The organism is Streptomyces sp. NPDC001941 (assembly GCF_040296945.1).
Lineage (GTDB): Bacteria > Actinomycetota > Actinomycetes > Streptomycetales > Streptomycetaceae > Streptomyces.
The window spans coordinates 61,464-88,123 of sequence record NZ_JBEOYE010000036.1 but is presented as its reverse complement, the minus strand read 5'-3'; the positions used below and the strand labels follow the sequence as shown (position 1 = coordinate 88,123).

Below are 26,660 nucleotides of genomic sequence, written 5' to 3'. Positions count from 1 at the left end.
CTGGGCGGACGAGCCCGCGGGACGGGTCTTCGTCCACCTGGTGACGCCGCCGGACTGGCGCCGCATCACGGGCGAGGAACCCCCGCCGTCCCCGGGGCCCTGCGGCGGGCGGCGAGTGCCTCCGCGCGCAGCAGCTCCTGCTCGCGCCGCCACGCCCGCAGCGGCTCGGGACCCAGCGTGAACGCCTGGAGCTGCACCCCGCCCCAGGTCTCCTCGCCGGTGACCTGGCCCTCCACCGTGGCGCCCAGGCCGAGCGGCACGGCGACGAACTGGCGCACCGTGCCCGTGCCGGAGTTGATCCCGTCCAGCCAGGGCTGGCGCGGCAGCACGACGTAGTTCTGCGGGTCGCGCGCCAGGCGCGCGCTCCACGGCTTGCCCGACACCGCGCACACCTTGCCGACGCCGACCTGGAGCGCGGCGGGCTCGGGCGACTGGAAGCGCAGCCACATCGCCTCGCGCAGGTACATCGGCAGCAGCACGCCGCCGCGCGCCAGCCAGGACGCGGGGACGGTGTCCGCGTGGTCCTCCACCCGCCGCAGCGGGAAGGACCCCAGGCCGGGCGGGAGCGGATGCGTCCCCTGCTCCGGCAGCCGCAGCGTGCGGATGAAGCTCACCCGCACGCCGTCGGCCAGTACCAGTACGTCCCCGTCGATCCGCACGCCCGCGCCCACCCGTGACTCCCCTCGTCGCACCGTGCCGTCAGTGGTACGACGTGCGGGCGCGGACGCCGGTTCCGGCCGGGCGGGCGGGGTTCAGCCCCGGTACGCCTCCAGCAGCCGCAGCCACACCTCGCTGATCGTCGGGTAGGACGGGACCGCGTGCCACAGGCGGCCCAGCGGTACCTCGCCCGCCACCGCGATGGTCGCCGAGTGCAGCATCTCGCCGACCGCCGGGCCCACGAAGGTGACCCCGAGCAGCACCTCGCGGTCCAGGTCCACCACCATGCGGGCGCGGCCCCGGTAGCCGTCGGCGTACAGGCCGGAGCCCGCGACCGCGGCCAGGTCGTGGTCGACCGCCCGCACCCGCGCGCCCTTGGCCTCCGCCTCGGCGAGGGTGAGGCCGACCGAGGCGCACTCGGGGTCGGTGAAGACGACCTGCGGGACGGCGTCGTGGTCGGCGGTGGCCGCGTGCGCGCCCCAGCGGCCGGTGTCCAGGGCCGGGGCGCCCTGGGCGCGGGCGGCGATGGCGTCGCCCGCGACGCGCGCCTGGTACTTGCCCTGGTGGGTGAGCAGGGCCCGGTGGTTGACGTCGCCGACGGCGTACAGCCAGTCGCTGCCCTCGACCCGGCAGCTGTCGTCGACGGTGAGCCAGGCGCCGGGCTCCAGGCCGACGGAGTCCAGGCCGATGTCCTCGGTGCGGGCGGCGCGCCCGGTGGCGAAGAGGACCTCGTCCGTCTCGATCCGCTCGCCGCCGTCGAGGACGACGGTGACGGGGCCGGTGCCGCCGGGGCGCTCCACGGCGGTGACCGAGACGCCGGTACGGACGTCGGCGCCCGCCTCCGACAGGGCCTCGGCGACGTGCTCGCCGACGAACGGCTCCATCCTGGGCAGCAGGCCCCCGCCGCGTACCAGCAGGGTCACCCGGGAGCCCAGGGCCTGCCAGGCGGTCGCCATCTCCACGCCGACCACGCCGCCGCCGACCACGACCAGGCGGCCGGGGACGGCCGGGGCGCTGGTGGCCTCGCGGCTGGTCCACGGCCGTGCGTCGGCCAGGCCCGGCAGGTCGGGCAGCACGGCGCGGCTGCCGGTGCACACGGCGACGGCGTGCCGCGCGGTGAGGACCCGCTCCTCGCCGCCGGGCCCGGTGACCGTGACGGTGCGGGTGCCGGTGAGGCGGCCGTGGCCGCGGACCAGGTCGGCGCCGATCGACTCCAGCCAGCCGACCTGGCCGTCGTCCTTCCAGTGGGAGGCGTAGTCGTCGCGGTGGGCCAGGACGGCCGCCGCGTCGAGGTCGCCGCCGACGAGCTGCCGCAGCCCGGGCACCCGGCGGGCGTCGGCGCGGGCGATCGCCGGGCGCAGCAGCGCCTTGCTGGGCATGCACGCCCAGTACGAGCACTCGCCGCCGACCAGTTCGCCCTCCACCACGGCCGCGCTCAGGCCCGCGGCCCGCACCCGGTCCGCCACGTTCTCCCCGACCGGGCCCGCGCCCAGCACCACCACGTCGTACTCCGCCTGCTGTGTCATGGGTGACAGTCTGGTGGTACGTGTGGGCCGGGGCCACACGGGCAGGCGGGGGACGAACGGAATAGGACGTCCCCGCGCGCGGTTGTGCGGGGCGAGCCGGTAAGACGACCCGCGAGAGGGACCCAGAATGAGCACAGTCGAGCTGACCAAGGAGAACTTCGATCAGGTCGTGACCGACAACGACTTCGTCCTGATCGACTTCTGGGCGTCCTGGTGCGGTCCGTGCCGTCAGTTCGCCCCCGTCTACGAGAGCGCCTCCGAGCGCCACCCCGACCTGGTCTTCGCCAAGGTGGACACCGAGGCGCAGCAGGAGCTCGCGGCGGCCTTCGACATCCGCTCCATCCCGACGCTGATGATCGTCCGGGACAACGTGGCGGTCTTCGCCCAGCCCGGCGCGCTGCCCGAGCCGGTCCTTGAGGACGTCATCGGACAGGCGCGCGGCCTGGACATGGACGAGGTGCGCAAGTCGGTCGCCGAGGCCCAGGCGAAGGCCGAGGGCGACGGCGAGGCGCAGGCCGGGGCCTGAGCCGCACCTCTAGAAGGGGTGCCCGGCGGGTTCGCGGCGTACCGTCGTCCAGCGCAGGTCGGTGAAGGCCTCCAGATTGGCCTCCCCGCCGAACCGCGCGCCGGTGCCGGACGCCGCGACCCCGCCGAAGGGCGCCACCGCCTCGTCGTTGACCGTCTGGTCGTTGACGTGGGCGATGCCGGTCGGGATCCGGTCGGCGAGCTCCAGGCCCAGCGCGGCGTCGCGGGTCACGATGCCGAGCGAGAGGCCGTACGGACCGGCCGAGGCGAGCGCCACCGCCTCCTCGGCCGTGTGGAAGGACCGGACCGGGGCGACCGGTCCGAAGACCTCCTCCGCGTAGGCCGGGGTGCGGTCGTCGGCCTGGGCCAGGACCGTCGGCCGGTAGCAGAGGCCGCGGTGGGTGCCGCCCGCGGCGAGCTTGGCGCCCTGCGCGGTGCTGGCCTCCACGAGGCCGTGGACCTTGGCCAGTTGGCCGTGGTCGATGAGCGGGCCGAGGTGGACCCGCTCGCGGTGCGGGTCGCCGACGGCCAGTGAGTCCGCCCGCTGGGCGAGGAGTTCGACGTAGGCGTCGTAGAGCGAGGCGTGCACCAGGTGGCGCCCGGTGGTCATGCAGATCTGGCCCTGGTGGAAGAACGAGCCCCAGGTCGCCTGCGCCACGGCCGCTTCCACGTCGGCGTCCTCGAGCACCACGAGCGCCGAGTTGCCGCCCAACTCCAGGTGTACGCGCTTGAGGTGACGGCCCGCCAGTTCCCCGACCGCCCGGCCCGCGGCGGTGGATCCGGTGAAGGAGACGACCGGCACGCGCGGGTCGGCGACGAGCGCCCGGCCGGTGTCGGCCCCGCCGGGCAGCACCTGGAGCAGCCCCTCGGGCAGCCCCGCCTCGGCGAACACCGCGGCCAGGGCCAGGCCGCCGCAGACGGCGGTGCGCGGGTCGGGCTTGAGCACGACCGCGTTGCCGAGCGCGAGGGCGGGGGCCACCGAGCGGATGGAGAGGATCAGCGGCGCGTTGAAGGGGGCGATCACCCCGGTCACGCCGACCGGGACGCGCCGGGTGTAGGAGAGCCGGGGCGCCTCGCTGGGGAGCACCTGGCCCTGCGGGCGGGAGGCCAGGGCCGCCGCCTCGTAGCACTCCTGGGCCGCCACGTGCAGCTCGAAGTCCGCCTTGCCCGGCACCGATCCTGACTCCCGCACCAGCCACTCGCGCAGCTCGTCGGCGTGCTCGGCGAACAGGTCGCCGGCCCGGCGCAGCACGGCCGCCCGCGCGACGTACGGGGTGGCCGCCCACCCGCCCCACGCCCGGGCGGCGGCCCCGCAGGCGGCGCCGACGTCGTCGGCGCCCGCGAGCGCGATGCGGCCGAGCGCCTCGCCGGTGGCGGGCTCGACGACGTCCGCCCCACCCCCGGTGAGCCTGACGGGCTGCCACGTCTTGGGGTCGAGCAGGGGCATGGGGCTCTCCAGTCGCTCACTCGCCCTGCGGGAGGGCGAAGTCCCTTGGGTGCGGGGCGAGTCGGGGCGCGCCGGAGCCCCGGCGCGCCGCCCGAACGCATGATCGCCCGGCCGAACGCGGACCATGGTAACCACGCGCCCGCGCCGCCGCCGCACCCCGGTGAGCCAACTGCCTACCGGGAAAGGAGAGTTGCCGGACCGTCAGGCGCGGACGTCGGTCACCAGGGCGGTGAGCCCGTAGTCCAGTTCGGCGCCATCCACCAGGAGCGCCTCGACGGTGCGGGTGGCCGGGTCGATGTCCGCCTCCAGGCCCTCGCCGGTGTAGCGCGGGTAGCCGGAGGCGCCCGTCTCCCCGGTGGCGCTGACCACCCCGGAGCGGACGGCGCTGTCCGCGACGGACGCGTCGCCGCGGTCCTTGACGTGCTCGGGGACCAGCAGGACCTCGAAGCGCTGCGGTGCGTTGCTCGCTGTGTTCATGGAAGCGACGCTAGATCCGCCGGGCCCGCCGTGCACGTCAAACGGCCCGTCCGACCCCGAAGCCGGCCCGGTCGGCTCGGGAACGACCCCACCCGCCCCGGACCCGCCGCCCCGCGCTCACGTCGACTCGCGCACCACCGCCACGGCGCTCATCAGGTCGTGGCGCTCCAGCTCGCCGTCCGCGTCGCGCACCAGCCGGTCGATCAGCTCCGCGAGCACGGTCCCGGCCTCCATGTCGATGCGCACCGAGCTGAGCCTCGGCCGCAGCAGCCGGGCCAGCAGGAGGTCGTCGGCGCCCATCACCGCGGTCTCGCCGGGCACGTCGACGCCCTCGTCCTGGAGCGCCCGCATCAGGAGCATCGCGTACTCGTCGTTGTACGCGAACACCGCGTCCAGGCCGAGCCCGCGCCAGCGCCCGGCGAGGGCGGCGGCGGACTCCTCCGTGTAGGCCAGCTCCAGCGGCACCACCTCGGCGCCCGCCCCGTCCGCGACGAGGCGCACGCCCTCCAGGCGCGGGTCGGCGAACATGCCCAGGCCCGGCTCGGCGGGCAGCACCACGCCGATGCGCCGGTGGCCGCGCTCCACCAGGTGGGTGCCGGCCACCACGCCGACCTCGCGCTGGTCCTGGACCAGGGCGTGGGCGCCCTCGACGTGGTCCGGGCCCAGGGTGATCACGGCCCGGGCGCCGGAGCGCTTGAGGACCTCCACGCCCTGCGGGGTGAGCCCGAAGCTGCCGACGGAGACCACCGCGACCGGGCGCAGCTCGGCCCAGGCGCGGGCGGCCTGGTCGCCGCTGAGGCCGAGGCTGCCGTACTGGACGACCGTGTAGTCCAGTCGGCGCAGCGCCCACTGGAGCTCGTTGAAGAAGGCGCTGTAGAGCGGGCCCACCGGGACGTGGGCGCTGGGCAGCAGGACCATGCGGCTGTGCCCCGCGCGCAGGCTGCGGGCGGCGGCGTGCGGGACGTAGCCGAGCTCCTCGGCCGCCTCCCGGACGCGCTGCCGGGTGGGCTCGCTGATCCGTACGGCCTGGGTGTTGTTCAGTACGTAACTGACCGTGGCGCGGGAGACACCCGCGAGGCGGGCCACGTCGGCGCTCGTCGGGACGGGACGTTCGGCTGACTGCTTCGGTGTCTGGCTCATCGCTCTCCGCATCTTTCCAGACCAATCCGTTCCGGGGTCTGGCGGATGGCCTGAATCGAGTGCTACACAGTGTTTACACGAGTCATTTACACGTGTCAGCTAGATGTCAGGTCAGCGACACCCACGTGTCATGACCGTTCCTTCACACCGTCGTGGAGCCGTCAGCGGCGACCCCTCATGCCCTGGAGGGCAGCGTGGCCCTTTCCTCCCCCGGAACCGGCACCGGAACGTCCGGATCCGCCTCCGTCCCGGCCCCCCGCCCCACTCGGGGCCTGCTTCCCCTGCTCCTCATGGGGAACTTCGCGATGTTCACGCTGTACCTCGGCACCGGCGGCGTGCTCCTCGCGCTCCAGATCGAGCACATCGACCCCGCGAACAAGGTCGACAACCTGGCGCTGGTCGCCGGCATCTCGTCGATCTTCGCGACCGTCTTCAACCCGGTCGCGGGCGCCCTCTCCGACCGCTCCGGGCGCCGCAACCCGTGGATCCTGGGCGGCGGCATCGCGGCCCTGTTCACCGTGGCCCTGCTGGGCAGCGTCAACTCGATCCTGCTGGTCACCATCGGCTGGTGCCTCACGCAGGCCGCGATGAACGTCTACCAGGCCGCCCTGACCTCGGTCGTCCCCGACCGCATCCCGGTCGAGCAGCGCGGCAAGGCCTCGGCCGCCGTGGGCCTGGGCATACCGCTCGGCTCCACCGCGGGCGCCCTGATCGGCGCCGCGTTCTCCGACAGCTACCGCACCGGCTACCTGATCTTCGGCGCGCTGGTCGCGGGAGCCGCGCTGGTCTTCACCACCTTCGCCCGCGAGGAGCGGATGCCCGCCAAGGCGCCGCTGCCGCTGCGCAAGCAGCTCGCCGCGTTCACCAGCGCCCTGGGCAACCACGACTTCAGATGGGCCTTCTTCGGGCGCGCCCTGCTGGTCCTGGGCTACTTCGCGGTCCTCAGCTACCAGCTGTACATCCTCCAGGACCACACCGACCTGCCCGCCGGCCTCAAGCCGGAGACGGGCGTGGCGATCCTGACCCTGGTGAACTCGGCGGGCTCGGTCATCTCCACCGTCCTGGGCGGCTGGCTCTCCGACAAGTACGACCGCCGCAAGCTCTTCGTCGCCGTCTCGGCGATGTTCGCGGCCTGCGCGATGATCTTCCCGGCCCTCTCCACCAGCTGGACGGCCATGCTGGTCTTCGCCGCCCTGAACGGCCTCGGCTTCGGCTGCTACATGGCCGTCGACACCGCCCTGGTCACCATGGTGCTGCCGCGCTCGGAGGACGCCGCCCGCGACATGGGCGTACTGAACATCGCCAACGCGGGCCCGCAGATCGTCGCCCCCTTCGTGGCGGGCATGGTGGTCAAGGCGAGCGGCGGCTACACCGCGCTGTTCTTCGTCGGCGCCGCCCTGTCGGTCCTCGGCGCCCTGTCGGTGAAGCCGATCCGCACCGTCCGCTGACGACCGCGCCGGCCGGGCCCGCGGGCCCGCACCCGACCACTGCCACACCCCCGTCCGCACCACCGCAGCGAAAGGCACCACCGTGCGACTGAACACCCACACCTGGGGCGACGGAGACCGCCTCGCCCTCCTCATCCACGGCGCGATGGCCGACCACCGCACCTGGCGCCGGGTCGGCCCCGCGCTCGCCGCCAAGGGCTACCGCGTCATCGGCGTCGACCTGCGCGGCCACGGCGCCAGCGCGCACACCGACTCCTACACCCCGGCCGAGTTCGCCGACGACGTCGTCGAGACCCTGCCCACCGGCGCCGACCTGGCCATAGGCCACTCGCTGGGCGGCCTGACGCTGTCGCTGGCGGCCGAGCGCCTGGCGCCCGGGCGCGCCGTCTACTCCGACCCCGCGTGGAACCTGGGGGCGCTGGACAGCGGCTTCGACCCGCAGATGTTCGTGGAGTTCAAGAAGGCGACCCGGGAGCAGATCGAGGGGCTCAACCCGCGCTGGGAGCAGGAGGACGTCGAGATCGAGCTGAAGACCCTCAGTGCCTGGGACGAGCGCTCGGCGCTCGGCCTGGCGGACGCGGGCGGCGGGGACCTGCTCCCGGCGGCGCCCGTGGTGCCCTCGCTGGTGCAGATCGCCGACCCGAGCTTCCTGATCACGCCGGACATCGCGGCGGAGCTCGAGCGGCGCGGCTTCGAGGTCCGTACGGTCAAGGGCGCGGGGCACACCATCCACCGCGACGACTTCGACGGCTTCATGGCGTCGCTGGACGGCTGGGTCTGACGGACCGCCAGGCCGTTCCCGAGACCCTTCGGGGCCCGGCCGCGGAGAGGACCTGACCCCCTCTCGCGGCCGGGCCCCGGAGATCCCTCCCCCGCCCGTCCGGACGCCGGCACTTCGCACGCCTCTCCCGCGCCGGCGGCCGGGCCCGGGAGCCCTCCGGAGTATGAGGGTGCTCCGCGAGCGGCGACCACGGGCCGGGCGAGCCGCCACTCGCCCGGCCCGATCCGCGTACGCGCCGAGCCGCCGGTCCACGGACGCACCGCGCTCGCGACGTCGAGACGTACGCATCACGCTCACTGACGTCGTGTCAGCCCTTCTTCAGTACGTCCCACAGCTTCGGGTCCTCGAAGCCGAGGGCCCACAGCGAGGTGTTGGCCACTCCGTGGCGGCGCAGCACCTTGAGGTGCTCGGCGGTGCCGCGGGCGTCCTGGTACCAGACCTCGCGCCGCACCTTCCCCTCGCGGTAGGTGAAGTGCGGCGTGCCGGAGACCGGGTCGAGCCGGTAGGGCGCCTTGCGGGCGGTGCGCAGCGCCTCGGCCTCCTTCCACGTCACGTGGCGGGTCTTCGTCCCCTTGCCCCAGTCCCAGCCGTAGGCGGGCAGCGCCAGTTCGAGGCGCTCGCGCGGCACCAGCGCGGTGGCGCGGGACAGGACCTCCTCGTACCAGGCGGTGCTCGCCAGCGGGCCGGGTTCGCCGCCCGCCCAGTGGAGGTTGTACGCCATGATCCGCAGCCGGTCGGCGGCGCGGGCCAGCGCGGGGTAGTCCCAGACCCGGCCGGTGGCGGCGGTCTGCGGGGAGACGGTGATGACGCAGCTGCGGCGGATCCGGTGCAGCCGGGCGCACACGTCGGTGACCAGGGCCGCGTAACCGGCGCGCACCGCGCGGTAGTCGGCGTCCCCGGTGGGGGCGATCGACTCGTAGTCCAGGTCGAGTCCGTCGTAGCCCCGGGTGGAGGCGAGGCGCAGCAGCGCGGCGGCGTGCCGCGCCCGCAGCGCGGGGCTGGTGACGATCGCGGCGAGGGAGCCGGGGGCCATGGACTCCATGACGGTGGGCACCACCTTGATCCCGGCCTGGTGCAGGCCGTCCACGACGCGCCGCTCCCCCGCTCCCGGGTGGGCGTCGATCCGGTCGGCCGAGACGGCCTGGTACCAGAACGGGCTGACGGTGTGCAGCTGGTCGGCGTGGCGCAGGGCGTCGCGGTAGGCGTTGTCCTGGTCCCAGTAGGGCAGCCAGGCGGAGGTGGTGCGGGGTCCCACCGGGGCGGCGGGGCCGAAGTCGGCGGCGGCGGGCAGCGGGAGCGCGGCCGCCGCGAGGGCGGCCAGGGCGGTCAGGGCGACGCGCGTGCGGATCGTCTTGATCATGTTCCGAGGGTGGCGCCCGATCGGCCGTGCCGCTCTGCGGAGTGGGCCGTCCAGGTCCTACGGTGGGCCGATGACGACCTACCAGACGCACGCGGGCCACGGGTACGAGGACGAGCTGCCGGGCAGCTCGGGGCCGACGGCGACAACCGAGGCCGAGCCCCGCGAGGTGGGCCCGGTGCACACCTCGTACGCCCCCTGCCGCGACGGCGACCCGGACCCGGGCGAGATCGTGTGGACGTGAGTCCACGATACAGGTGATACCTACGGCTGACCTGCACTTACTCCCTCAGGGCCGGGCCGACGCCCCATGGCCTAGCTGAACGCGTACGCCGACGCCACCAGGTCGACCGCCTCGGCCGTCATGTCGACCGCCCGGTCCGCGTCCCGGTAGACCGCCCACGGCCCCCCGACATCCCCCACCGGCATGGCAATGCATTTCGTGCCGTAAGCCTGGCACTTCGCCGCCGCGTAAACGGCCTGACGCTCAGTTAGATGAAAAGCCATGATCGAATAGTAGATGGCCGGAATTCCCCCGTGAATACGGGGTGCCTAAAGGACGGCGTCAGCCCGGACAGAGATCAGCGGCGACGTGTAGTCGCACGCCTTCCCCCGCTTCACGTGACGGGCCGCAGTGGTCACCACCCATGCCCCGAGAGGGGGCCACAAGTCGGTACGAGCGTCGACCTCCGTGGGCACCAGATGCTCCGTGAGCGCCTCGTAGAGCACCTCCCGGGCCTCCTGGGGGCCGGACACCTCTGCGTCGCCCCACGCCTCTTCAGCGCCCGCGCGGAAGCACCACTCAAGCCACATGGCGGGGCCGTCATCCGGTGCGCGCCGGGGAGTCGGTTGCGGGGCCGGGGTCGGCTCGCTGGCAGCGACCGGCGCAGGGGCCTCCTCCTCGTCGGGGAGCGGCGGGAAGAACGGCGACGGGACGCCCGGCACCGGGACATACTCCGGCGGCGTGAGCCCCTGCCTCTTGAGCTGCACCTCTGCCTGTTCGCGCCCGTTCGGCGACAGGAAGTAGAACGGTCGTGGCTCCCCTGCCAGGTCGAGCCGGAACAGCAGCCGGGACGCGTGCATCTTGGCCAGGGCCTTACCGTGCCCCGTCACCTGCTGCGTCGGCCGCATCGCGGCATCGCTCAAGATCTTTGCCCAGAACCACTCGCCGCTTCTCTCGCGGATCAGCGACACGGACTCCTGGTCGTCGACAGGGAACAGAGTCTCGGCCGCCGCGTCCGCGTCCGGCTCCGGGACGGTCCCCGCGCGGGCCGCTTCCTCGTCGAGCACGGTCAAGCGCGTCTGCAACGCCTCGATAAGGCTCGCCAGCTGGTCACGGTTCAGCTCCACGTCGACGAGTCGTCCGCGATAGGTCTCGGGAGATTGGATCTCCGACCGCAGGAGCGTGTGACCGCTGTACAGACCGATGACGTCCGTTACCCGTGCGTCCCACGCCTTCGGAACCCGCCGCATGTCTGCCCGCCCTCCCAGTGCTCTTGGCCAGAGCATACGAGAGCCCCGACCCGCGCACGGGGGTGAGCGCAGGTCGGGGCAGGTTCGGAACGTATCAAGCGGCCATGTGTGTGGGAACCGGTCCGTCTGGCGCGTCCAGCCAAGCCCGCTCGCCGTCACTGTCCACGGTCAAGCCGAACCGGTCGAACCCCGGACGCCCCTGCGCGTCCCACCAGCGGTAGGCGGCCTCCGACTCGTCCCACAACCGACGGGGCCCGAACTGCCACACCCGGGCGTCACTGTCCTCGTCGAACATCACGCACGCCCACGACTCGCCGCCCAGTTCGTACAGCCACACGGGTTGCGCACCGTTGCGCTTGTCGGCGACGACGCGCACACAGTGGGGCACGGCAAGCCCGAGGGCGAACGTCTGCGCGCTGAACCGGGGGGCCAGGAACTCCCCCTCGGTCAACGTGGTCGTCGATTTCTCGGCAGCGTCCAGGCCGCCGTTCCGGGTGTAGTCCCCGTGCACCAGAGGCGGGCGGCGTTGCGCGCGCAGCTTCATGAACTCCACCGCCCCCGTGAACCAGCCGGACGCGCTCTTGCCGTCGTCGGCGACGACCAGCCGCGCCACGGCGTCCCCGTTGGTGAAGTGCGTCCCCCACGGGGCGACGATCACCCCGCCAGTGGCGCACTGCTCCACCCACGCGTACGGGATCGTCCGGAGCCCGCAAGTGGCGATCACCCGGTCGTACGGGGCCCCTTCGGGATACCCCTGTGCCCCGTCGCCAGCGATCACGTTGACGGGCGTCCCGAACTGGAGGAGCGCCGTCTTGGCCCGGTCGGCGACCTGGTCGTCAACCTCGATCGTCGTCACCCGGTCGCAGCCGACGCGCTGCGTCATCAGAGCAGCGCTCCAACCCGTCCCCGTGCCGATCTCCAACACGTTCTGACCGGGCCTCAAGTCCAGGTCCCGAAGCATCGAGAACACCACGCTGGGCATCGATGCCGAGCTGGACGACGACCACCCCGGGGTGTCGCCGTCGTGGTCGCCGTCGTCCCACTGCGTCACGATCGGGCCGTTGGCGTTGGCGTACTTCGCCCACGTCTCCGGGTCCTCCGACCATCGGACGGGCGTCGCGTCGCCGGTTGCCATGTCGTACGGCCAGATCAGGTCAGGCAGGAACGGCGACCGGGGAACGTCGGTGAACGCCTGCGCCCAGTCCTCCGACAGTGAGCCTTGTTCGCGCAGTAACTCGCGCAGTTCGGCCCACGCCTGCGTCTCGCTCACGTTCACAGGCTCCCCAGTGCGCGGTCAACGAACCGGGGTCCGCCGTCAGGGCTCGGCGGCGGCCCGGGGTCCGGCTCCCACGGCTGGCCGGGCAGCGTGTCCGGGTTGCCGTCCGGCTCGCCCGGCGTCGAACTCAGCGTGTGCCGCGTCATGTTGGTACCTCCGTTGTCGGTCCGACCCCCGCGGTGGGACTTTCGCCTTCGCCGGCGGAGGGTCCAAGGTCCCCTCACCCTTTCGGGCAAAGGAAGTTGGAACCTGACCCCCGGCCGGGACGGGACCGTCGCCGCGCCCGCCATGCCATCCGTAGCAGGGGCGGGCCTGTACGGGCCTTACCGGGGGTCAGGAGTCTTAGGCGGCCCAGCCACGGGCCACGACGACCGCGAGGGCGACCAGGCCCAGCGCGGCCGTGCCAGTCACCGCGACCGCGTCACGCCTCGCCCGCCCCCTGCGCGGTCGGCGGTGTGATCGGGGTGCGCGGCCAGCCCGACGTTCGACGCCGCCATGTCGGCCCATGCCCGCTGGTCCTCCGGGTCGTTGGAGAGCACCCCCCGTGCGGCGCTGCGCTGCCTGCGCAGCACTCGGCACGCCGCGCAGTGGTAGGCCCCGGTCGGCGCGGGGCCCGGCGTCCACCACACGGGGAGTGCAGCCTCATTGGCGTGTGCCTCAACAGCACCCACCGGGCATCACGCCCACGGGAAGCACGTGGGGCGGCCTTTCGGCCAGCCTGACGAGAGACTGGCTCGCCGACTATGCGCGTCGCGGTCCGCCCGTACCCGCGCCGCGAGGAACTGCACCACCTCTGCGCGCGTCGGGTAGAGCACTTCGTCTCGGTGTGCGAGCCAGTCCCGGACGCCATCCCGGGCAAGCATCACCCAGTCCTGCTCGACGATCTTCACGACCACGCCTAGCCGTCGGGTCTCGGTGTCGCGCAGCACCTGACCCACGTACGAGCTCTCAGGGCACGTGTGCGGCACCGGTTCCACGTCGCTCGCTCTGCCCACGCTGCCCATAGCCTCGCCGCCCTTTCGTCGCGTCCGTGGGAACAACGCTAGGGACTGAGAGGCGACGAAACCCCTTCGCGTGCACGATGTTGCACGCGAATTAGCGCAGGTCGTCCAGCGCGCGCCCGATCAATGCTTGGGCCCCGGCCCCGAAGACGGCCATGTCGCCCAGCATCGTGAACGTGTCGGCGTACGCGCGCACTTCGCTGGGCTGCACCAGTGTGAGGTAGCCCGAGACCATCTCGACGTTCACCTGCGCGGAGTCGAACATGTAGAACCCCTCAGTGGGCATGCGCGTCCGGTCGGTTCGTGTGGGCACGATGCCGAGGCTCACGCTGGGCAGCGCGCCAGCCGCTAGCAGGTGCTCCAGTTGCTCGCGCTGCACTTCCCTACCGCCGAGGCCGTTGCGCAGTACGGACTCCTCGGCGAGGAACGCGAAGCGCCCGCCCTGGTGAAGGATTTGCTGCCGGGCCATGCGGACGGCGACCGCTTCGTCCACGTCATCGATCAGGACTCGCCGTCGCTGCGTCGCCCGCAGCACAGCTCCGGTGTAGTCGCGCGTCTGAAGCAGGCCCGGTACGAAGCTGGGCGAGTACGAGCGAAACCAGCGGGTCCGCTCGAACAGCGGCAACACCGCCTCCTGGGCGCGTCGCAGGCCGGTGCGCTCCATCCGACGCCAGTCCACCCACATGCCGTCAGCGGCCCGCAGGGAGGCCACCAGGTCCTCTGTCTGGTCCTCTGCGCCGCACGCCCGGCACCACGCCCGGATGTCGTCGGCCGACGGCGGCGTCCGGCCATTCATGATCCGTGACGACTTGGAGCGGTGCCAGCCGCAACGGTCGGCCATGTCTTGGCCGTTGAGCCCAGCATCCCGGCAGAGATCTGCGAGTCGCTTCGCGAGAGCCTGCCGGGCCTGCTGGGCATTCGAGGATGGTGAGACAGCCATGGATCAGTGGGGCCTGTACTCCTCGTGCGGGATGGCCCGCCGCCACACGGCTTCGAACGCCGAGTTCACCATGTTCAGAATGACGGGGTCGGTGCTCAGCTCCCGGTCCACCACGTCGCCGACACCGGAAAAGAAGGTGAAGAGCACTGCCACACCGTCGAACATCCAGAAGTCGGTACCAGGCAGCGCAATGTCAGCAGCCTGCCGACGGGGCAGCCAACGAACCAGCTCGCCCGCCGCGACGTTGGCGAACGTCATGTCGTGCTCGTACCGGATGTACTCCGTGACCGGCTCCGACACAATCCGGGCCCGTCGCATCACTACACCGCGAGACGTCATGCCCTGCACCACGTCGTGCCACTCCCCCCACCAGTCCGGCAGGTTGGCTGGGGAACCGTGGTACCGGTGCCCCGCGCGCCAGCGGGCGAACTCGGCGTCGTCTGGGGTGTAGCCGTCGCGCATCTCCAGATGCACGGCGGAGTGCTGCGCCTTGGCGAGCCACTCACGTACGGGGTGCGTCACCGCTACCACCTTCCAGTTGCAGGATGAACTTCCTCATCTCCGCAGGAAGCCTGATGATCGTCTCGTGATCCGGAACGTCCGTCGAGTGACCCGGAATCGAGCCCACCTTCTGGCACGCCTTCACCTCCTCCGGCGTCGCCTTGTACGACTGGATGAGCAGGTCGCCGGTCTCCTCGTCGAGCCAGATCGTCGGGGATTCTTCGGTCGGCGTGTTCGAGATGATCCCGATGAACCTTAGAGCCATGTCCACTCCCGTTGCCGAGTCGGTTGCACTGGTTGCACGAGCTTTGTCCTTACAACTCGCCAGCACAAGAGGGCTTTTCGCCGATCAACGGGTCATTAGTTAGGCTAAGTACGGGAGTTGAGCGTGTTTGCGACCCAGTGCAACCCCGAGTCGACGAACCGGTCCACCACCCACCGGAACTCAGAGAACGCCACCAGGCGGCCCGTGGAAGCCAGCCGAACCACCATTCGCACACGGGCGTGACTCCGATCCGTCGGGTTCACGCTGCGCATCTCAGCGGCCCGCACGGCCATGATCCGGCGGTAGGTGGCTATCAGCGCCTCCACCTCCCCCACGTCCTGCACGGAGTCCCGGAGGATGCCCGGAACCCCCATGCCGTACAACCACAACAGCGTCCAGTGCTCCCCGTGCGTAAGCGACACGAACAGGCGCACTTCTACGTCATGTCTCGCCATGCCGCCAGCAACGCAAAAAAGACCCCCTCCCGAAACCGGGAGGGGGCCGTACGGGTGACCGCCAGCAACGAAAAAGGGCCCCGACCACTCCTGAGAGTGGCCGGGGCCTGGTGGCGCAAACCACCGGCGGAAGTTCCGCCAGTGCGCAGGTCAGCCGCTCCACCAGAAGGCGAACCAGCCGCGCCGCTTGCCCGCCTTGCGCTCCTTCACTGCCGACCGATGATCGCGCCACGCCTGGACGTCGGCGTCGCGCTTCTCCTCGGCCGCCGCATAGTCGGCGTGCGACTGCCCCCGCCCCGCAGCGCGGTGCGATCCAGCAGCCTGCCGCATCGCGCGGCGCGCATCCTTCGCAGCGAGGGTGCGCTCCTCGATTGACCTTGGCTCCATGCCCGTCTCCCTTTCACCCCCCGCCCCGCGAACGAACACAGAGGGTGAAAGGTTCCTTAGGTGACCAACGTCACGGTTAGTACCACTTGTTGGCATTCCAGAACGCGAGGGCCTGCCGCGCGGAGCCGTACCGCTGGTCGACGTAGTTGAAGAACCATCGGATCTGACCCTCGACCGAAGTACCCACCCCCTGAGGCAACTTGGAGCACGGGAGCGACTGCACGAGCCCGCACGCACCCGAACTCGGGTTCACGGCACGCGGGTTCCAGCTCGACTCGCGCTCGATGATCTGCACCATGGCCGCTATCTCGCCCGCGCCCTTGCCAAGGCTGGCCGCGACCGCCGCCGCCCGCTCCTTCACCGAGCCCGTGATCGGCTTGTCCGGCGACGGAATGGCAGGCTTCGGCCGAGGGGCCGGAGCCGTCGCCCCCTCCCCCGCCGGGATCCGGAGCACCTGCCCCGGATATATCAGGTTCGGGTCCGCCACCCTGTCCCGGTTAGCGTCGTACAGCTTCCGCCACTGCGACTTGTCCCCGAGCACCTGCCGTGCGATGTCGCCGAGGGTGTCACCGGTCTTGACCGTGTACCGGCCGCCCGCCGACGGCGCAGGGGTCGCCGGTCGCACGGTCTTCCCCAGGAGCGGAGCCGGATCAATCGCCGTCCCGTAGCCGGGTCCGGTCCGAAGCTCGAAGTGCAAGTGTGGGCCCGTCGAGTTGCCCGTGTTACCGGACAGCGCGACGACATCGCCACCCGCCACGTGCGCGCCCTGGTGCACCCGGAACGCCGACAGGTGCGCGTACTGCGTGTACTGCCCGTTGTCGTGCTTGATGACCAGCTCGTTGCCGTACGCTCCGCCGGGGCCCGACTTGATGACCACGCCAGACGCGGCGGCCTTGACCGGCGTGCCGACCGGCACAGCGAAGTCAACCCCCGTGTGCTTGCCGCTCGACCACATGTGTCCGGCCTGCCCAAACGGGGTCGTGATCGTCCCGTCTACCGGCGACACGGCGTGAGCCGCACTCACCGCCGCACCCGGAAGAACCGCGCCGAGGACAACCGCCGCCACCTTGCGATGTGTTGGCATCGCCCTACCTCCAAACAGAAAGAGGGGGCCCCGCACTGGGACCCCCTCACGTGCCACCCGCCAGGCGGCGGGGGTCAGATCTCACGCAACCGAACCGGACTCATTCAGGTACCGGGCCAGTTCCAGCGCCGCCCCGTGCGTGTACGGGTGCTTGCCTTGCCGCAGCAGCTCGACCGCCCGCAGGTACGCGCGCTCTGCAACCTCCGTACCTGGCGCTGGCATCGACGTCACAGCGAACGGGACCGGGGCTGTCTGCACCTGGTGCTCGGCGTCGTCGGCCGCCCGCTCCATCCCGAGCATGCCCGCCGCGTGCGCCGCCTCCTCGAATTCCCCCACCGGAGGATCCACCGCGGGAATGTCCGGCTCGGCAACTACCGTGCCGACAACCAGAAGTGACTGGGTGTCGGACGGCGAAGCCTCAACCGCCGGCGGAGCCTGAGGCGGCGTCACGTCGCGCTCTAGCGCCAGCCCTTCGCGGTTCAGCGCCGTCGTGATGTCGTCGAACTGTCGGGCGTTCTCCGCCCGCTCCTCCTCGCGCAGCGCGGCCAGCATGGGCGAGTCCTGCTCAGCGCTGAGCGCGTCAAGGTCTCGCGCCAGTCGCGCCGTGTCATCCGCCGACAGGTAGACGATCCTCGGCGTTCGCCCCAACTCCGTGATGGTCAGGCAGATCTCACCCTCGCTGTCCAGCCTGGCGGTCAGGAAGTCGTCGGCGTTGTCCTTGCAGGTGTAGCGGTACACAGTCATGCGCTCTCTCCCTCTGTGGTGCAGCAGAAAGAGGGGGCCACCGGCGGATGTTCCGCTAGTGGCCCCCTCCTGGGGTACTCGTCGTTACCGGCGAAGCAGGTTGTGCGCGCCGTAGAGATCGCGCTGTACGCGCATGCGCGCCTCAAGGTTCTTCTGCTCCTCCGCCGCCCTGTCCGCCTCGGCAGCATTGGCCTTGCCCGTCAGCCACTTCGCCAGCGCCCGCATGTCCGCGACCGAGAGCCGCGCGCCGCCGCCGGTCGACGACGCCAGGAGACGCACGGTGTACGGCTCCCGGTCGCTCACGATGCCCGTCACCGAGCCCACCTGAACGTTCCGCACTGCCTTCGTCTCCGTACGGTCCTGCATGTCTCTCTCCTCTGCTCGGTGCTACTCGCCGCACGCGTAGGCGTCGGCAGTGTCGTCCTGGTCGTCGTCCCACGCGGCCCAGTCCGGGCCGTCGAGCACGCTTGCCCCGGCAAGGGCGGCGTCCTCCGGTGTCAGGTACCGGCTCAACTCAGGCCCCCCAGAAGGCCCGCCGCCTCAACGGGGGTCACGACGACCGTCGCGACCGTCCGGCCCGTCGAGTTCCGCACGTGGATGTCTGAGCGGCCGTCACTCGTGCTCGTGACCTCGATCATGTATCCGGTGGCGGTGCTGTACGTGACCATGCGTCATCTCTCCGTAGGGGGTGTGGTGTTGCGGGGCCGGGTCGTCCAATCGGCCCCCGAAACTGCGTGGTTCAGATCTCGCCCGCCTCACGGGCCTTGCGCAGCTTGGTGCGCGCCCGCTTGAGGGTGACGCTCACGGTGTTGCGGGTCTTGCCCATGCGCTCCGCCACCGCGCACAGGTCCGGCGTTCCCTTGCCGGAACCCTCGTTCACCGCGAAGCACTCGCCGTACGCCAGCGCCACCGTCTCGCGCTCCGTCTCCGTCAGCACGGCCCGCACGCGCTCCGCGATGACCTCACCGACGGCCGTCGACCGCTCCGCCATGTCGGCGTCGGCGGCACGGTCGACCAGAGCCCCGGCTTCCTTCCAGGAAGCGCCCTTGCCCTGCCCGATGGGCTGGTCGTGGTTCACGCGGTCCCGGCGCTTGACGCCCTTCTGAGCGCCCTTGCCGGTCGTCCGTACGCCCTTGCAGCGAACCGCGTCCCGCGACAGATCCAGCGGGTACAGCATGTGATCCGGCAACTCGCCCTGAGTCTCGGCCCACCGGTCGGCCGACGTCGCGGCCGAGTCTGCACCGGCCATCGTCTTGTACGCGTCCGGGTCGGCGTCTATTCGCTCAGACCCGGCAAGCGCGTCCCGGTACTCCCCCGCCAGAGACAGGCTCATGCGCCCCTTGGCCTGGAGTTCGGCCGCCGCCTGGTCGTGGTCGCCATCGTTCCGGCCGAGGGCCGCCGCGTAGCGGCCCGCCTCGGTCGCGTTCACGCCCGGGGCCAGCTCCGCGAAGGTCGCCGCCGCCACGTCGAGCTTGGCCCGCTGGAACGCGTACGACTCGAAGGAGGCCGCATTGTCGGCCTGCACGTCCCAGTCCTGGAGCGCGCACCAGAAGGCGACCCGCGCCGTCTGAGTCAGGTCATCCCGGAACGCGCCCGCGTCGACCGGAAGCCCCTTCACCCGCCCCCACGAGAGGGCCTTAGCGGCCCCGTCAAGCTCGCTGAGTATGAACTCTGCGGCGTCCGCGTCCCCGTTTTGGGCAGCAGTGATCCGGGTGTCCGTGATGGTGCTCATGGGGGGTCGTGCTCCTCTGTACTGTGCGTTCTCGTGGGGGGTGAGTGGGAGGGGGGTACAGACCCCGAGCACCGGCCACAGAGGGCGAAAGAGGGCATGACAAGACCCCCGATCGGCGGGTTGGCCGGGCGGGGGTCGTGTAGGTACGAAAAAGCCCCTGCGCCGCGTTTGGGCGCAGGGGTGCTAGAGCCGTCGCCTAGCCGGTCTCACCGGAGGCGGGCACAGGAAAGCCCCTACGCGCTACGGCGTGGGGGTCGGGTCGTTCGGATAGGTGGCGTGCCGCTGGACGCCGCGCGCCTTCTTGAAGAGCTGCACCGTCAGCCGGGGGGCACCGCAAATAGCGGCGATGCTGACGCGATGCCGGTTCATGCCCGGCACCCACGCCCAGTCAGCGGCGATCATGAGGCCGCGCGCCACCGCGCGACGCTCCTCACGCGAGAGCGACCACAGAGAGCACGCCTCATGAATGCCCCGGTTTCGGACCGGCGCGGCATGCACATACGCCCAGCTACGGGCAGTGATGGAAGTCTTACGAGACGCGAGAGTCCCGGGCCGGAATCGATGCTTCGCGGTAGCCATGGGCAACACCCCGGGACCCTCCTTCCTGCTCGCTCTTCGCTTACGGGGTCAGAGCTTGCACGAGGGGTAAAACGAGCGCAAAGGGCCTTAGGTCCCGGCCGGGGGTAGGCCATGGTCCGGTTGAGTCCGGAGCGCTTACGTTGCGATCACGGTGCTGACCTGGGCTCATCCTCAGGTCGCACGAGGTCACCAGCGGAAGTTCCGCCGGTGACCCCCGCGTGACAGACGTGGGACACGTCACGTGGCGGCCCCCTCGACCTGCGACCGCAGGTCACGAGCCAGCGACACGTAGCGTGCGGCGCGCTCAAGCGTGGCCGGATCGTCGCCGAGGAGGCCCAACGCCGCATTGCACTCCGAGTGCAGCAGCCCCCGCACATGCCCCGTGACGTGATCGTGATCCACCACCAGGCGAACCCCTTCGGGGGCCCTCTCACCGCACACCAGGCACCGCCAGCGCTGCCGGGCCCCCATGGCCCGGTACTCCGCCCCCGTGATGCCGTAGACGGCCCACAAGCGCCGCTCACGCTCCCTCGCAGGGTCGCGGGCCGCTTTCCTCCGGGCCGCCGTGCAGACGCGACAGCGGGTCGTACGGCCGTCCGCGCTCCGGGCATGCCGGGGGAACCGGGCGAGCGGCAACAGGTCGCCACAGTCGGGGCACGTCTTCACCGCCACGCCCGATCACCTCCGTCAGTAGTCGGAGCCGTACAGGCTCCCCCAGCTTCGCCCGCCAATCTCAGCCTCGGCCGTGATCGGGACGCCGTACAGGTCGAACGTCATGCAGCGCTCAACCTCGCGCGCCAGCTCGGCGGCGTCCTCGCGCGGGAAGCTGCACACCACCTCGTCGTGAATCGGGAGGCGGAGGTACGGCAGGAGGTCCGCGTCATGCATGTTCACCAAGGCTTGCCCCAGCACATCGCGGGCAGCGCTCTGCACCTGGTAGTTCACGACGGCGTATGTCCGGTCCCGGTCGAGCGGAAGCCTCCGGCCGGTAACCGTCTCGGTCACGTAGCCGTTTCCACGCGCCTCACGCTGCCACGCAGACGACGCCCGCTTGACCTCCGGATACACCCGGTCATACGCGCGGAGTGCGGAGACGACCTCGTCGTACGGCGCTCCCGTCTGGCGAGCGATGGTCTCCGCCCCGCCGCCGTACACCTTGCCGAAGCCCAGACCCTTGCAGATCTTCCGGTGCGTCGGCGTGTAGCCCGGTCCGTACACCAGCGACGCCGTGTAGCCGTGCAAGTCCTCCCCGGCCGCAATCGCTGCCTTCATCCGACGAACGTCCGCCAGCGCCGCCAACACGCGAAGCTCTACCGCCTGAAAGTCGGTCGAGCAGATGACGTGACCCTCGTCGGCGAGCAGCGCCCGCCGGATCATCTGGTCGGAGGACGGAAGTGTTTGAAGCGCGGGCCGCGCGATGGACATCCGGCCTGTCCGTGCCTGAAGTGCGCTCAGCGTGGGGTGCACCCGGCCGCCAGCGTCCACCGTCTCAAGGAACGTGGAGGCGTACGCCGACCGCCACTTGCCCGCGCGCTTGCTCCGTAGCACTGCCTCGGCCAGCGGGTTAGGAGTCCGCACGTCTGTGCGTTCCCACCGCAAGTCACGGTCGGCCAGCGCCAGCATGACTGCCTTGTCGACCTTGACCGCGCCGGACGCCGTCCGCTCGGTCAAGACCTCCCCCATACCCGCCAGCGCCTCGGCCACCTGGCGAGTGCTGTTCACGTTCTCCACGCCGTACCGCGTCGCGAGCGCCGCGTTCTTCTCGGCCTCCTCGGCCAACTCGCCGTCGAGCCCCTGCGCGTACGGCACGTCCAACACCATGCCGACACGCTGCATGGACGCACAGATCATGGCGATCCGGTGCTCGTACTCCACCAGGGCCGGGCGTATGCCGTACTGAGCATGCTTGCCACGCAGGATGCCGAGGAGTCGCGACGTCAGCAGCACATCGAGACCCGCATACAGCTCGTACGTGGGGTGATCCAGCCGGACACCAGCCCATCCGGTCGCCTTCGTCAGCTTCAACGACCGGAACACGGCCGTCAGCCCTTCTTGCGTGTCCGGGGCGTCCGGGTCAATCAGCGCCGCCGCAAGCGGCTTGAGGCCCGTCCCCACTCCCCCTTCTGACACCTGTCTCGGGTCAATCAGGGTCGCCAGGATCTTCGTGTCCACCGTGCGCGGGTAAAGGTGCTCCAGCGTCACGCCTAGGTGCCGGTCGGCAACGAGCCAGTCGAAGGGGGCGTTGTGGATAACTAGTTCCGGCAGGTTTCGCAGCGCCGACCGGACCGTGTCCCGGAACGGCTCCCCCAGCTCGACCGGCAGCACGTACGCCGTCGTCTCGTCGCCGAACTGGGCAAGTCGACACCGGTAGCCGGGCGCGTAGATGTCGAGCCCGGTCGTCTCCTGGTCGAAAGCCACCGGCAGCCCGCGCCGCCACTTCTCGCGCGCCCAGTCCTTGAACGTCTCGCAGTCGTCAGCATTCTCGACGACATGGACCGTCACCGGCTCCCCGGCAATGCGGTACTGATGAAACCTCAACGGCCGTGCCTCTCTTCGTGCATGCGAAAGGGGGCCACCTGCGGAACTTCCGCTGGTGACCCCCTCGGGTACTGCTCTGCTACCGCGGGGGACCTTCGGCCCCGCCGGCGAAGGGCCCAAGGTCCCGGGAGCCGCTAGTCGCCCCCAAAGATCCCGGGACCGTCCGGCGACGGGCCCGCAACCCGCACGCCGACCAGAACCATTCCGGCCTTGGCCCGCTTACGCGGAACGCCTCTCTCCTCCATGGCGGCGTAGAACGCTTTGCGCGTCCACTGCTCCTTCGCGGGCAGGTTCTCGGCCTCGCACCAGTCCCGGTAGTGGTTGAACGCATCCGTGCCGGGCACCGTGTCGCCGTCAGATCCGCGCTCCAACACGCCCGGGAAGAACCCCCAGAGTTGGTCACTCGTCTCCCGGTAGTTCGCCGTGGCGTCCTTCACGCACTCCGGGTCCTGTAGCCCGCCACGGAACCACTCGACCGCACCGCGCACCGTCCACGCGACTATGCCGTCCGCCTCGGCGAGGAGCCTGTCAGCGAGCCCGTAGTCACGCTCATGCGGGGCGAAGTAGCGCTGAAACGGCACCATCTTGACGCGCCGCCACAAGCCCTCATCCTGTCCCCGGAAGTTGGGGCGGTGGTTCGTCGCAAGCATGATCAGGAACGTCGGGGCGAAGGTGAAGAACTCTTGCCGGAGGAACCGCGCAGTGATCTTGTCCTTGCCCGTGACCCGCTTCAACACCGCCTCGGACATGGCCTTTCCGGCTTCACCCTCGGACGCCATGACCAACCGCGCCCCACGCAGTGCGGCAATGTCGTTCGGGATGCCGCCCGACCCCTTCTCCTCGAACGTCGCGAACGGGGTCGTCTTCGTGATCTGCCCGAACACCTCGGTCAGCGTGTCGAGGAGCACCGACTTGCCGTTGGCACCCTTACCCCACGCCACCATGAAGCACTGTTCGGACGTGTGGCCGGTGATGCCGTACCCGCACATGCGCTGCATGTACGGCACCAGCTCAGGGAACGCGGGGAAGATCTCACGCAGGAACGCTTCCCAGCGTGGGGCCTTCGCCAGCGGGTCATATCGCACCGGCAGGCACACCGTAAGCATGTCCTCCTTCCGGTGCTCCCGAAGCTGCCCCGTCCGCAGGTCCACCGTCCCGTTCTCGAACGACAACAGGTCCGGCCGCGCGTCGAACTCGTCAGCGCTCACGTGGACGTTGGGAACCGACTCAAGCTCGGTCAGCAGGTTGTCGATTCGCGTTGTCATCGTGAACGGCTTCGCCTTGTCCGGCTTGCCCGCCACCATCAAGGCCGCGCCCATGCGGTGGATCTCCTGCCGCACCTTCACCCGCGACTGCTTCCACACTCGGCCCGTCCACACATAGAACCCGAGCCCCGGCGCGAACTTGATTCGGCCCGACGTCCACGCCACCAACGCGTGAGCGTTCATGGCGTCAGAGTCGCCGTACTGGTCAATCAGCTTGTCGAGCATGCGGGCCGCCTCCTGGCCCGCGCCGGAGTCGACTGCTACAGCCCCGGTCCACGACTCCATATCTCCGGCGGAATTCCGCTGGTGCTCAACCTCGGCCGCCGACCGCACAGCGCGGTGCAGCGCCGACACGAACGACGCAGGATCATCCTCACGCCAGTCGGTCAAGTCCCAACCCTCGTAAGGGATTTCGAGGACGCGAACCGCAGTGCCGCCGTCGGTGACCAACGCCGCCGACAGGGCCTCGGTGAACGCCCGGCCAGACCGGTCCCGGTCGCCAGCGATCACCACATCGCGACCACGGAGCCCGGTCACCAACTCGGCGAGGAGTTCGGCGTTCTTCGCCAACCCCGCCCCTCGGACGGCGACCGCGTCATACCCGGCACCCACGGCCGTGAGCGCGTCACCGGGGCCCTCACACACCAAGACCGTGTCGAACCCGGAACCAGCCTGAAGGTACGCGTACTTGGACCATGTGCCGCCGTCGTTCTCCAGGGACACCCAACGCGCAGGGCACCGGCCGGACAAGTCCCGGCCCTGAGCACCACGACACACGCCCCGGAAGTCGGCGAACGGCACCACCATGCGCGGGTACCGGGCGAACGTGTCGGATATGAACTCCGGCTGACCGCCGCGCACCCCGTACCCGGCAAGGCCGAGACGGGCGAACTGGTCGACAGACAGCCCGAACCGGCGCTCCGCGTACTTCTCGGCCGCCGACGTCGCGTCCAGATCCGCAAGGCCGTCAAGCCACACACGCAGCGCCGCCACCTGCGCGACGCCGACCGGGGCGGGCTTCTCCGCCGCAGCGGTGTAACCACCCTCCCCCGGCGACACATTGAACAGATCTGCCATGGACAGGCCCGACGCCTCAACTACCGCCCGCGCCGTACAACCGGCCCGGCACGTCACCCCAACCTTGCCGTTCTCGTGGTGGATCAGCACGAGCGAAGGCTTAGAGTCCGCGTGCGCTCGGCACTTCACCACCACGCCATCCGGCACGGCCATGCGCTCATTGTCCGCAGCGAGCCGGGTCATCAGGGTGTCCATGTTCATCCGTGCGTCTCTCTCTTATCCTTCGGGGTCTTCCACCCCCAGAAGCCGGGCCCTGACCCGGCGGAATGTGGCGATGTCCATGACGGCGTAGCCGTCGGCAACTCCCTTGCGGGGGCGCTTGATCAGGGCCACACCGAACGGCACGTCGGCGTTCTCCGCCTCGCGATTGGCCTGCATGACAAAGGCCGCCAGGTCGTACGACTTGACGGCCTTGCACTCGCCCGCGAACGGCCACGCGTCTAGGTCGCCGACGTCAGCCGCGCCCATTTGCACGTTGCGGGTCACTCGGTACGACCGGGGGATGTAGTGAGGTAGGCCGTCGTTCAGGTAGTCCCTGCAACTCGACTCCCACGCCGTGCCCTTGGCCTTGCTCGGGTTAGCCACGAGCACCCGCCCGGAAGACGCACGCGCCCCGGTTGAAGGCGACACCGGCCGCCTCCCACACCTTCGGCCAGTCCTCCCGGTCGACGGCGTCGCCGAAGATGGCGAGCACGTCACCCGGACCCATCTGCCGGATGTTCCCCAGCGGCGGGCAATGCCCGCTGTGCACCGTGTAGTTCACCGGAGCACCCACCCCTTGCGACCCTCGGCGAAGTCCACGTAGTCGTGATCGAGACTCACCGTCCGCACGACGCCCGCGCCACAGCAGCCGCACCCCGGGTCGGGTACGTACACCTCAGGGTCACCAGCGAGCTTGCCGAGAGCCCGGTACAGCTCGGACGCCCTCACCGGACGTGCCTCCAACTGGTGCCCTCGACGATGTGCCGCGCGGTCCGCACTGAGATTCCGAACGCCGTCGCCAGGTGCGCGAGGTTCGCGCCAGCGCCAGCAGCAACCCGAATGGCCCGAACCTTCGCGTCGTTGAGCTTCGCCGCACCATTCCCCGTACCGGTCGATGGGTGAGGACGAGGGGGAACAGCCCCCAGGTCGGCCAGCAGGTCACCCGGAATGAACGCGTTGGACATGTGTCTCTCCTTGAACAAGGGGGCCGCCAGCGGAAGTTCCGCCGGTGGCCCCCACAACTGCGCTGCCTAGAAAGGGGGCTCAGACGTGTACGGGTCGTCAGCTATCGCCTTGCCGTACGCCTTGTGCACGTCCACGACCGGCTTGCGGTACGCCACGTCAATGCCGCTCTTGGTCTGGAACTCGACCAGCTCCAGGCGCAGCGTGCAGAGCGCCGGTTCGCCGACGCGGTCGAGCTTGTCTTCCAGCTCGTGAAGCACCTTGACCAGTTCCCAACTGCCACTGACGAACCGGAAGATGCCGAGGTCCGGATCGTCGGCCAGCCGGAACCGGATCTCGATGGACGGGGCCGGGCCTCGGCCGGACTTGGCCGCCGCCTTGCGGTCCGCCAGCAGCTCGGGGCAGCCGCACGGCTTGCCCTTGTCCTCCTCGGGACCGAGGAACGAGACCCCGTCACACTCATGGATGGGCCCCTGTCGGCCCCACAGCACCATGCGCGAACGGATCGCGCTCGTACCGTCGATGATGACCTTCACCGAGTCGGCGTCGGTCAGTACCTCCATGGCGTCCTCGGAAGTGGTCTCCCACTCCTCCGGCTTGCCGCCGTACAGCTCCGCCACCGCAGCGGCAACCTGCGGGTCACCCGACGTGACTCGCCACTCGCTCAGCGACTCAGGCCGCGTTCCGACCATCCGACCCGAACGGAACCGGCCCACCGTGTCGTTGGTGAACTTCTGCTTCGGCTTCGCGTCCGGATCGGTGTCGAAGATACGCAGGCGTGCCAATGTGAACTCCCTTAGAGCTGCTGTGAAATGGGGGGT

The 26,660-nt window shown here is 70.6% G+C and carries 31 protein-coding genes and 2 pseudogenes; 4 read left to right on the top strand and 29 right to left on the bottom strand.

Annotation, left to right across the window (positions count from 1 at the left end):
- Window positions 1-68 precede the first annotated feature (68 nt).
- Window positions 69-671, bottom strand: a pseudogene (locus ABT160_RS23785) (hypothetical protein); the annotation flags it as partial.
- 81 nt (window positions 672-752) lie between these two features.
- A complete protein-coding gene (locus ABT160_RS23780) occupies window positions 753-2,183 on the bottom strand; it encodes a dihydrolipoyl dehydrogenase family protein (protein ID WP_351649772.1) in 1,431 nt (476 codons plus the stop codon).
- A gap of 127 nt (window positions 2,184-2,310) precedes the next feature.
- Here ABT160_RS23780 and trxA point away from each other — a divergent pair, with 127 nt between their 5' ends.
- On the top strand, window positions 2,311-2,709 hold the full coding sequence (gene trxA / locus ABT160_RS23775) for a thioredoxin (RefSeq protein ID WP_351649771.1): 399 nt from the start codon (window positions 2,311-2,313) through the stop codon (window positions 2,707-2,709).
- 9 nt (window positions 2,710-2,718) lie between these two features.
- Here the strand turns inward: trxA and ABT160_RS23770 are convergent, their stop codons facing one another.
- The 3 genes from ABT160_RS23770 to ABT160_RS23760 all read right to left on the bottom strand — a co-directional run bounded on the left by ABT160_RS23770 (window position 2,719) and on the right by ABT160_RS23760 (window position 5,772).
- Window positions 2,719-4,155, bottom strand: a complete 1,437-nt coding sequence (locus tag ABT160_RS23770) for a benzaldehyde dehydrogenase (RefSeq protein ID WP_351649770.1) — start codon at window positions 4,153-4,155, stop codon at window positions 2,719-2,721.
- A gap of 201 nt (window positions 4,156-4,356) precedes the next feature.
- Window positions 4,357-4,632: a hypothetical protein gene (locus ABT160_RS23765; RefSeq protein WP_351649769.1), complete on the bottom strand. Its 276-nt coding sequence runs from the start codon at window positions 4,630-4,632 to the stop codon at window positions 4,357-4,359.
- 117 nt (window positions 4,633-4,749) lie between these two features.
- The gene (locus ABT160_RS23760; protein WP_351649768.1) at window positions 4,750-5,772 is read right to left on the bottom strand and encodes a LacI family DNA-binding transcriptional regulator; all 1,023 of its coding nucleotides are present in this window, start codon (window positions 5,770-5,772) and stop codon (window positions 4,750-4,752) included.
- A gap of 290 nt (window positions 5,773-6,062) precedes the next feature.
- Between ABT160_RS23760 and ABT160_RS23755 the strand changes: the two genes are divergently transcribed.
- Window positions 6,063-7,220 (top strand): MFS transporter, encoded by a 1,158-nt coding sequence (locus ABT160_RS23755; RefSeq protein WP_351649767.1) that lies wholly within the window; start codon window positions 6,063-6,065, stop codon window positions 7,218-7,220.
- Window positions 7,221-7,302: 82 nt separating this feature from the next.
- The gene (locus tag ABT160_RS23750) at window positions 7,303-8,001 is read left to right on the top strand and encodes an alpha/beta fold hydrolase (RefSeq protein ID WP_351649766.1); all 699 of its coding nucleotides are present in this window, start codon (window positions 7,303-7,305) and stop codon (window positions 7,999-8,001) included.
- Between the two features lie 307 nt (window positions 8,002-8,308).
- On the opposite strand, the gene ABT160_RS23745 is transcribed toward ABT160_RS23750, so the two are convergent.
- On the bottom strand, window positions 8,309-9,361 hold the full coding sequence (locus tag ABT160_RS23745; RefSeq protein ID WP_351649765.1) for a glycosyl hydrolase family 18 protein: 1,053 nt from the start codon (window positions 9,359-9,361) through the stop codon (window positions 8,309-8,311).
- Window positions 9,362-9,431: 70 nt separating this feature from the next.
- On the opposite strand from ABT160_RS23745, the pseudogene ABT160_RS23740 reads away from it, so the two are divergent.
- Window positions 9,432-9,599 (top strand): annotated as a pseudogene (locus ABT160_RS23740) (type II toxin-antitoxin system PemK/MazF family toxin); the annotation flags it as partial.
- Between the two features lie 74 nt (window positions 9,600-9,673).
- Here the strand turns inward: ABT160_RS23740 and ABT160_RS23735 are convergent.
- From ABT160_RS23735 to ABT160_RS23625, 23 genes are all read right to left on the bottom strand, one after another.
- Window positions 9,674-9,865, bottom strand: coding sequence for a hypothetical protein (locus tag ABT160_RS23735; protein ID WP_351649764.1), 192 nt, complete (start codon window positions 9,863-9,865; stop codon window positions 9,674-9,676).
- A gap of 45 nt (window positions 9,866-9,910) precedes the next feature.
- A complete protein-coding gene (locus tag ABT160_RS23730; RefSeq protein ID WP_351649763.1) occupies window positions 9,911-10,831 on the bottom strand; it encodes a hypothetical protein in 921 nt (306 codons plus the stop codon).
- Window positions 10,832-10,925: 94 nt separating this feature from the next.
- Window positions 10,926-12,101 (bottom strand): methyltransferase domain-containing protein, encoded by a 1,176-nt coding sequence (locus tag ABT160_RS23725; RefSeq protein ID WP_351649762.1) that lies wholly within the window; start codon window positions 12,099-12,101, stop codon window positions 10,926-10,928.
- A gap of 2 nt (window positions 12,102-12,103) precedes the next feature.
- Complete coding sequence (locus ABT160_RS23720) at window positions 12,104-12,253, bottom strand: hypothetical protein (protein WP_351649761.1); 150 nt, start codon at window positions 12,251-12,253, stop codon at window positions 12,104-12,106.
- 531 nt (window positions 12,254-12,784) lie between these two features.
- Window positions 12,785-13,036 (bottom strand): hypothetical protein, encoded by a 252-nt coding sequence (locus ABT160_RS23715; RefSeq protein WP_351649760.1) that lies wholly within the window; start codon window positions 13,034-13,036, stop codon window positions 12,785-12,787.
- Window positions 13,037-13,202: 166 nt separating this feature from the next.
- The gene (locus ABT160_RS23710) at window positions 13,203-14,048 is read right to left on the bottom strand and encodes a helix-turn-helix domain-containing protein (RefSeq protein ID WP_351649759.1); all 846 of its coding nucleotides are present in this window, start codon (window positions 14,046-14,048) and stop codon (window positions 13,203-13,205) included.
- A gap of 3 nt (window positions 14,049-14,051) precedes the next feature.
- On the bottom strand, window positions 14,052-14,570 hold the full coding sequence (locus ABT160_RS23705) for a DUF6879 family protein (RefSeq protein ID WP_351649758.1): 519 nt from the start codon (window positions 14,568-14,570) through the stop codon (window positions 14,052-14,054).
- Window positions 14,551-14,814, bottom strand: coding sequence for a hypothetical protein (locus ABT160_RS23700; RefSeq protein ID WP_351649757.1), 264 nt, complete (start codon window positions 14,812-14,814; stop codon window positions 14,551-14,553). The genes ABT160_RS23705 and ABT160_RS23700 overlap by 20 nt, the downstream gene beginning before the upstream one ends.
- A gap of 104 nt (window positions 14,815-14,918) precedes the next feature.
- Window positions 14,919-15,248: a hypothetical protein gene (locus ABT160_RS23695; RefSeq protein ID WP_351649756.1), complete on the bottom strand. Its 330-nt coding sequence runs from the start codon at window positions 15,246-15,248 to the stop codon at window positions 14,919-14,921.
- Window positions 15,249-15,419: 171 nt separating this feature from the next.
- Entirely contained in the window at window positions 15,420-15,656 is a 237-nt protein-coding gene (locus ABT160_RS23690; protein WP_351649755.1) for a hypothetical protein, read from the bottom strand.
- 76 nt (window positions 15,657-15,732) lie between these two features.
- The gene (locus ABT160_RS23685) at window positions 15,733-16,740 is read right to left on the bottom strand and encodes an aggregation-promoting factor C-terminal-like domain-containing protein (protein ID WP_351649754.1); all 1,008 of its coding nucleotides are present in this window, start codon (window positions 16,738-16,740) and stop codon (window positions 15,733-15,735) included.
- An 81-nt stretch (window positions 16,741-16,821) separates the two neighbouring features.
- Entirely contained in the window at window positions 16,822-17,484 is a 663-nt protein-coding gene (locus ABT160_RS23680) for a hypothetical protein (protein WP_351649753.1), read from the bottom strand.
- A gap of 84 nt (window positions 17,485-17,568) precedes the next feature.
- Complete coding sequence (locus ABT160_RS23675; protein ID WP_351649752.1) at window positions 17,569-17,850, bottom strand: hypothetical protein; 282 nt, start codon at window positions 17,848-17,850, stop codon at window positions 17,569-17,571.
- Window positions 17,851-17,871: 21 nt separating this feature from the next.
- Entirely contained in the window at window positions 17,872-17,997 is a 126-nt protein-coding gene (locus ABT160_RS23670) for a hypothetical protein (protein ID WP_351649751.1), read from the bottom strand.
- A 226-nt stretch (window positions 17,998-18,223) separates the two neighbouring features.
- On the bottom strand, window positions 18,224-19,216 hold the full coding sequence (locus ABT160_RS23665; RefSeq protein WP_351649749.1) for a sigma-70 RNA polymerase sigma factor region 4 domain-containing protein: 993 nt from the start codon (window positions 19,214-19,216) through the stop codon (window positions 18,224-18,226).
- Window positions 19,217-19,456: 240 nt separating this feature from the next.
- Window positions 19,457-19,633, bottom strand: coding sequence for a hypothetical protein (locus ABT160_RS23660; protein WP_351649748.1), 177 nt, complete (start codon window positions 19,631-19,633; stop codon window positions 19,457-19,459).
- A gap of 399 nt (window positions 19,634-20,032) precedes the next feature.
- Window positions 20,033-20,461 (bottom strand): endonuclease VII domain-containing protein, encoded by a 429-nt coding sequence (locus tag ABT160_RS23655; protein ID WP_351649773.1) that lies wholly within the window; start codon window positions 20,459-20,461, stop codon window positions 20,033-20,035.
- Between the two features lie 21 nt (window positions 20,462-20,482).
- On the bottom strand, window positions 20,483-22,297 hold the full coding sequence (locus tag ABT160_RS23650) for a DNA polymerase (RefSeq protein WP_351649747.1): 1,815 nt from the start codon (window positions 22,295-22,297) through the stop codon (window positions 20,483-20,485).
- A gap of 170 nt (window positions 22,298-22,467) precedes the next feature.
- Window positions 22,468-24,876: a phage/plasmid primase, P4 family gene (locus ABT160_RS23645; protein ID WP_351649746.1), complete on the bottom strand. Its 2,409-nt coding sequence runs from the start codon at window positions 24,874-24,876 to the stop codon at window positions 22,468-22,470.
- Between the two features lie 15 nt (window positions 24,877-24,891).
- The gene (locus ABT160_RS23640) at window positions 24,892-25,161 is read right to left on the bottom strand and encodes a hypothetical protein (RefSeq protein WP_351649745.1); all 270 of its coding nucleotides are present in this window, start codon (window positions 25,159-25,161) and stop codon (window positions 24,892-24,894) included.
- A 91-nt stretch (window positions 25,162-25,252) separates the two neighbouring features.
- Entirely contained in the window at window positions 25,253-25,384 is a 132-nt protein-coding gene (locus ABT160_RS23635; protein WP_351649744.1) for a hypothetical protein, read from the bottom strand.
- A 217-nt stretch (window positions 25,385-25,601) separates the two neighbouring features.
- Window positions 25,602-25,841, bottom strand: a complete 240-nt coding sequence (locus ABT160_RS23630; RefSeq protein WP_351649743.1) for a hypothetical protein — start codon at window positions 25,839-25,841, stop codon at window positions 25,602-25,604.
- Between the two features lie 66 nt (window positions 25,842-25,907).
- Complete coding sequence (locus tag ABT160_RS23625) at window positions 25,908-26,624, bottom strand: recombination directionality factor (protein ID WP_351649742.1); 717 nt, start codon at window positions 26,622-26,624, stop codon at window positions 25,908-25,910.
- Between the last annotated feature and the right edge of the window lie 36 nt (window positions 26,625-26,660).

Bases quoted from the DNA above. Each gene is read 5' to 3' on its own strand.
- ABT160_RS23780 (WP_351649772.1), bottom strand. From the start codon at position 2,183: ATGACACAGCAGGCGGAGTACGACGTGGTGGTGCTGGGCGCGGGCCCG.
- ABT160_RS23755 (WP_351649767.1), top strand. From the start codon at position 6,063: ATGGGGAACTTCGCGATGTTCACGCTGTACCTCGGCACCGGCGGCGTG.
- ABT160_RS23710 (WP_351649759.1), bottom strand. From the start codon at position 14,048: ATGGCTGTCTCACCATCCTCGAATGCCCAGCAGGCCCGGCAGGCTCTC.
- ABT160_RS23760 (WP_351649768.1), bottom strand. From the start codon at position 5,772: ATGAGCCAGACACCGAAGCAGTCAGCCGAACGTCCCGTCCCGACGAGC.
- ABT160_RS23735 (WP_351649764.1), bottom strand. From the start codon at position 9,865: ATGGCTTTTCATCTAACTGAGCGTCAGGCCGTTTACGCGGCGGCGAAG.
- ABT160_RS23700 (WP_351649757.1), bottom strand. From the start codon at position 14,814: ATGGCTCTAAGGTTCATCGGGATCATCTCGAACACGCCGACCGAAGAA.
- ABT160_RS23665 (WP_351649749.1), bottom strand. From the start codon at position 19,216: ATGAGCACCATCACGGACACCCGGATCACTGCTGCCCAAAACGGGGAC.
- ABT160_RS23675 (WP_351649752.1), bottom strand. From the start codon at position 17,850: ATGCAGGACCGTACGGAGACGAAGGCAGTGCGGAACGTTCAGGTGGGC.
- ABT160_RS23730 (WP_351649763.1), bottom strand. From the start codon at position 10,831: ATGCGGCGGGTTCCGAAGGCGTGGGACGCACGGGTAACGGACGTCATC.
- ABT160_RS23720 (WP_351649761.1), bottom strand. From the start codon at position 12,253: ATGACGCGGCACACGCTGAGTTCGACGCCGGGCGAGCCGGACGGCAAC.
- ABT160_RS23635 (WP_351649744.1), bottom strand. From the start codon at position 25,384: ATGGGTCCGGGTGACGTGCTCGCCATCTTCGGCGACGCCGTCGACCGG.
- ABT160_RS23690 (WP_351649755.1), bottom strand. From the start codon at position 15,656: ATGGAGCCAAGGTCAATCGAGGAGCGCACCCTCGCTGCGAAGGATGCG.
- ABT160_RS23745 (WP_351649765.1), bottom strand. From the start codon at position 9,361: ATGATCAAGACGATCCGCACGCGCGTCGCCCTGACCGCCCTGGCCGCC.
- trxA (WP_351649771.1), top strand. From the start codon at position 2,311: ATGAGCACAGTCGAGCTGACCAAGGAGAACTTCGATCAGGTCGTGACC.
- ABT160_RS23770 (WP_351649770.1), bottom strand. From the start codon at position 4,155: ATGCCCCTGCTCGACCCCAAGACGTGGCAGCCCGTCAGGCTCACCGGG.
- ABT160_RS23630 (WP_351649743.1), bottom strand. From the start codon at position 25,841: ATGTCCAACGCGTTCATTCCGGGTGACCTGCTGGCCGACCTGGGGGCT.
- ABT160_RS23765 (WP_351649769.1), bottom strand. From the start codon at position 4,632: ATGAACACAGCGAGCAACGCACCGCAGCGCTTCGAGGTCCTGCTGGTC.
- ABT160_RS23645 (WP_351649746.1), bottom strand. From the start codon at position 24,876: ATGAACATGGACACCCTGATGACCCGGCTCGCTGCGGACAATGAGCGC.
- ABT160_RS23685 (WP_351649754.1), bottom strand. From the start codon at position 16,740: ATGCCAACACATCGCAAGGTGGCGGCGGTTGTCCTCGGCGCGGTTCTT.
- ABT160_RS23680 (WP_351649753.1), bottom strand. From the start codon at position 17,484: ATGACTGTGTACCGCTACACCTGCAAGGACAACGCCGACGACTTCCTG.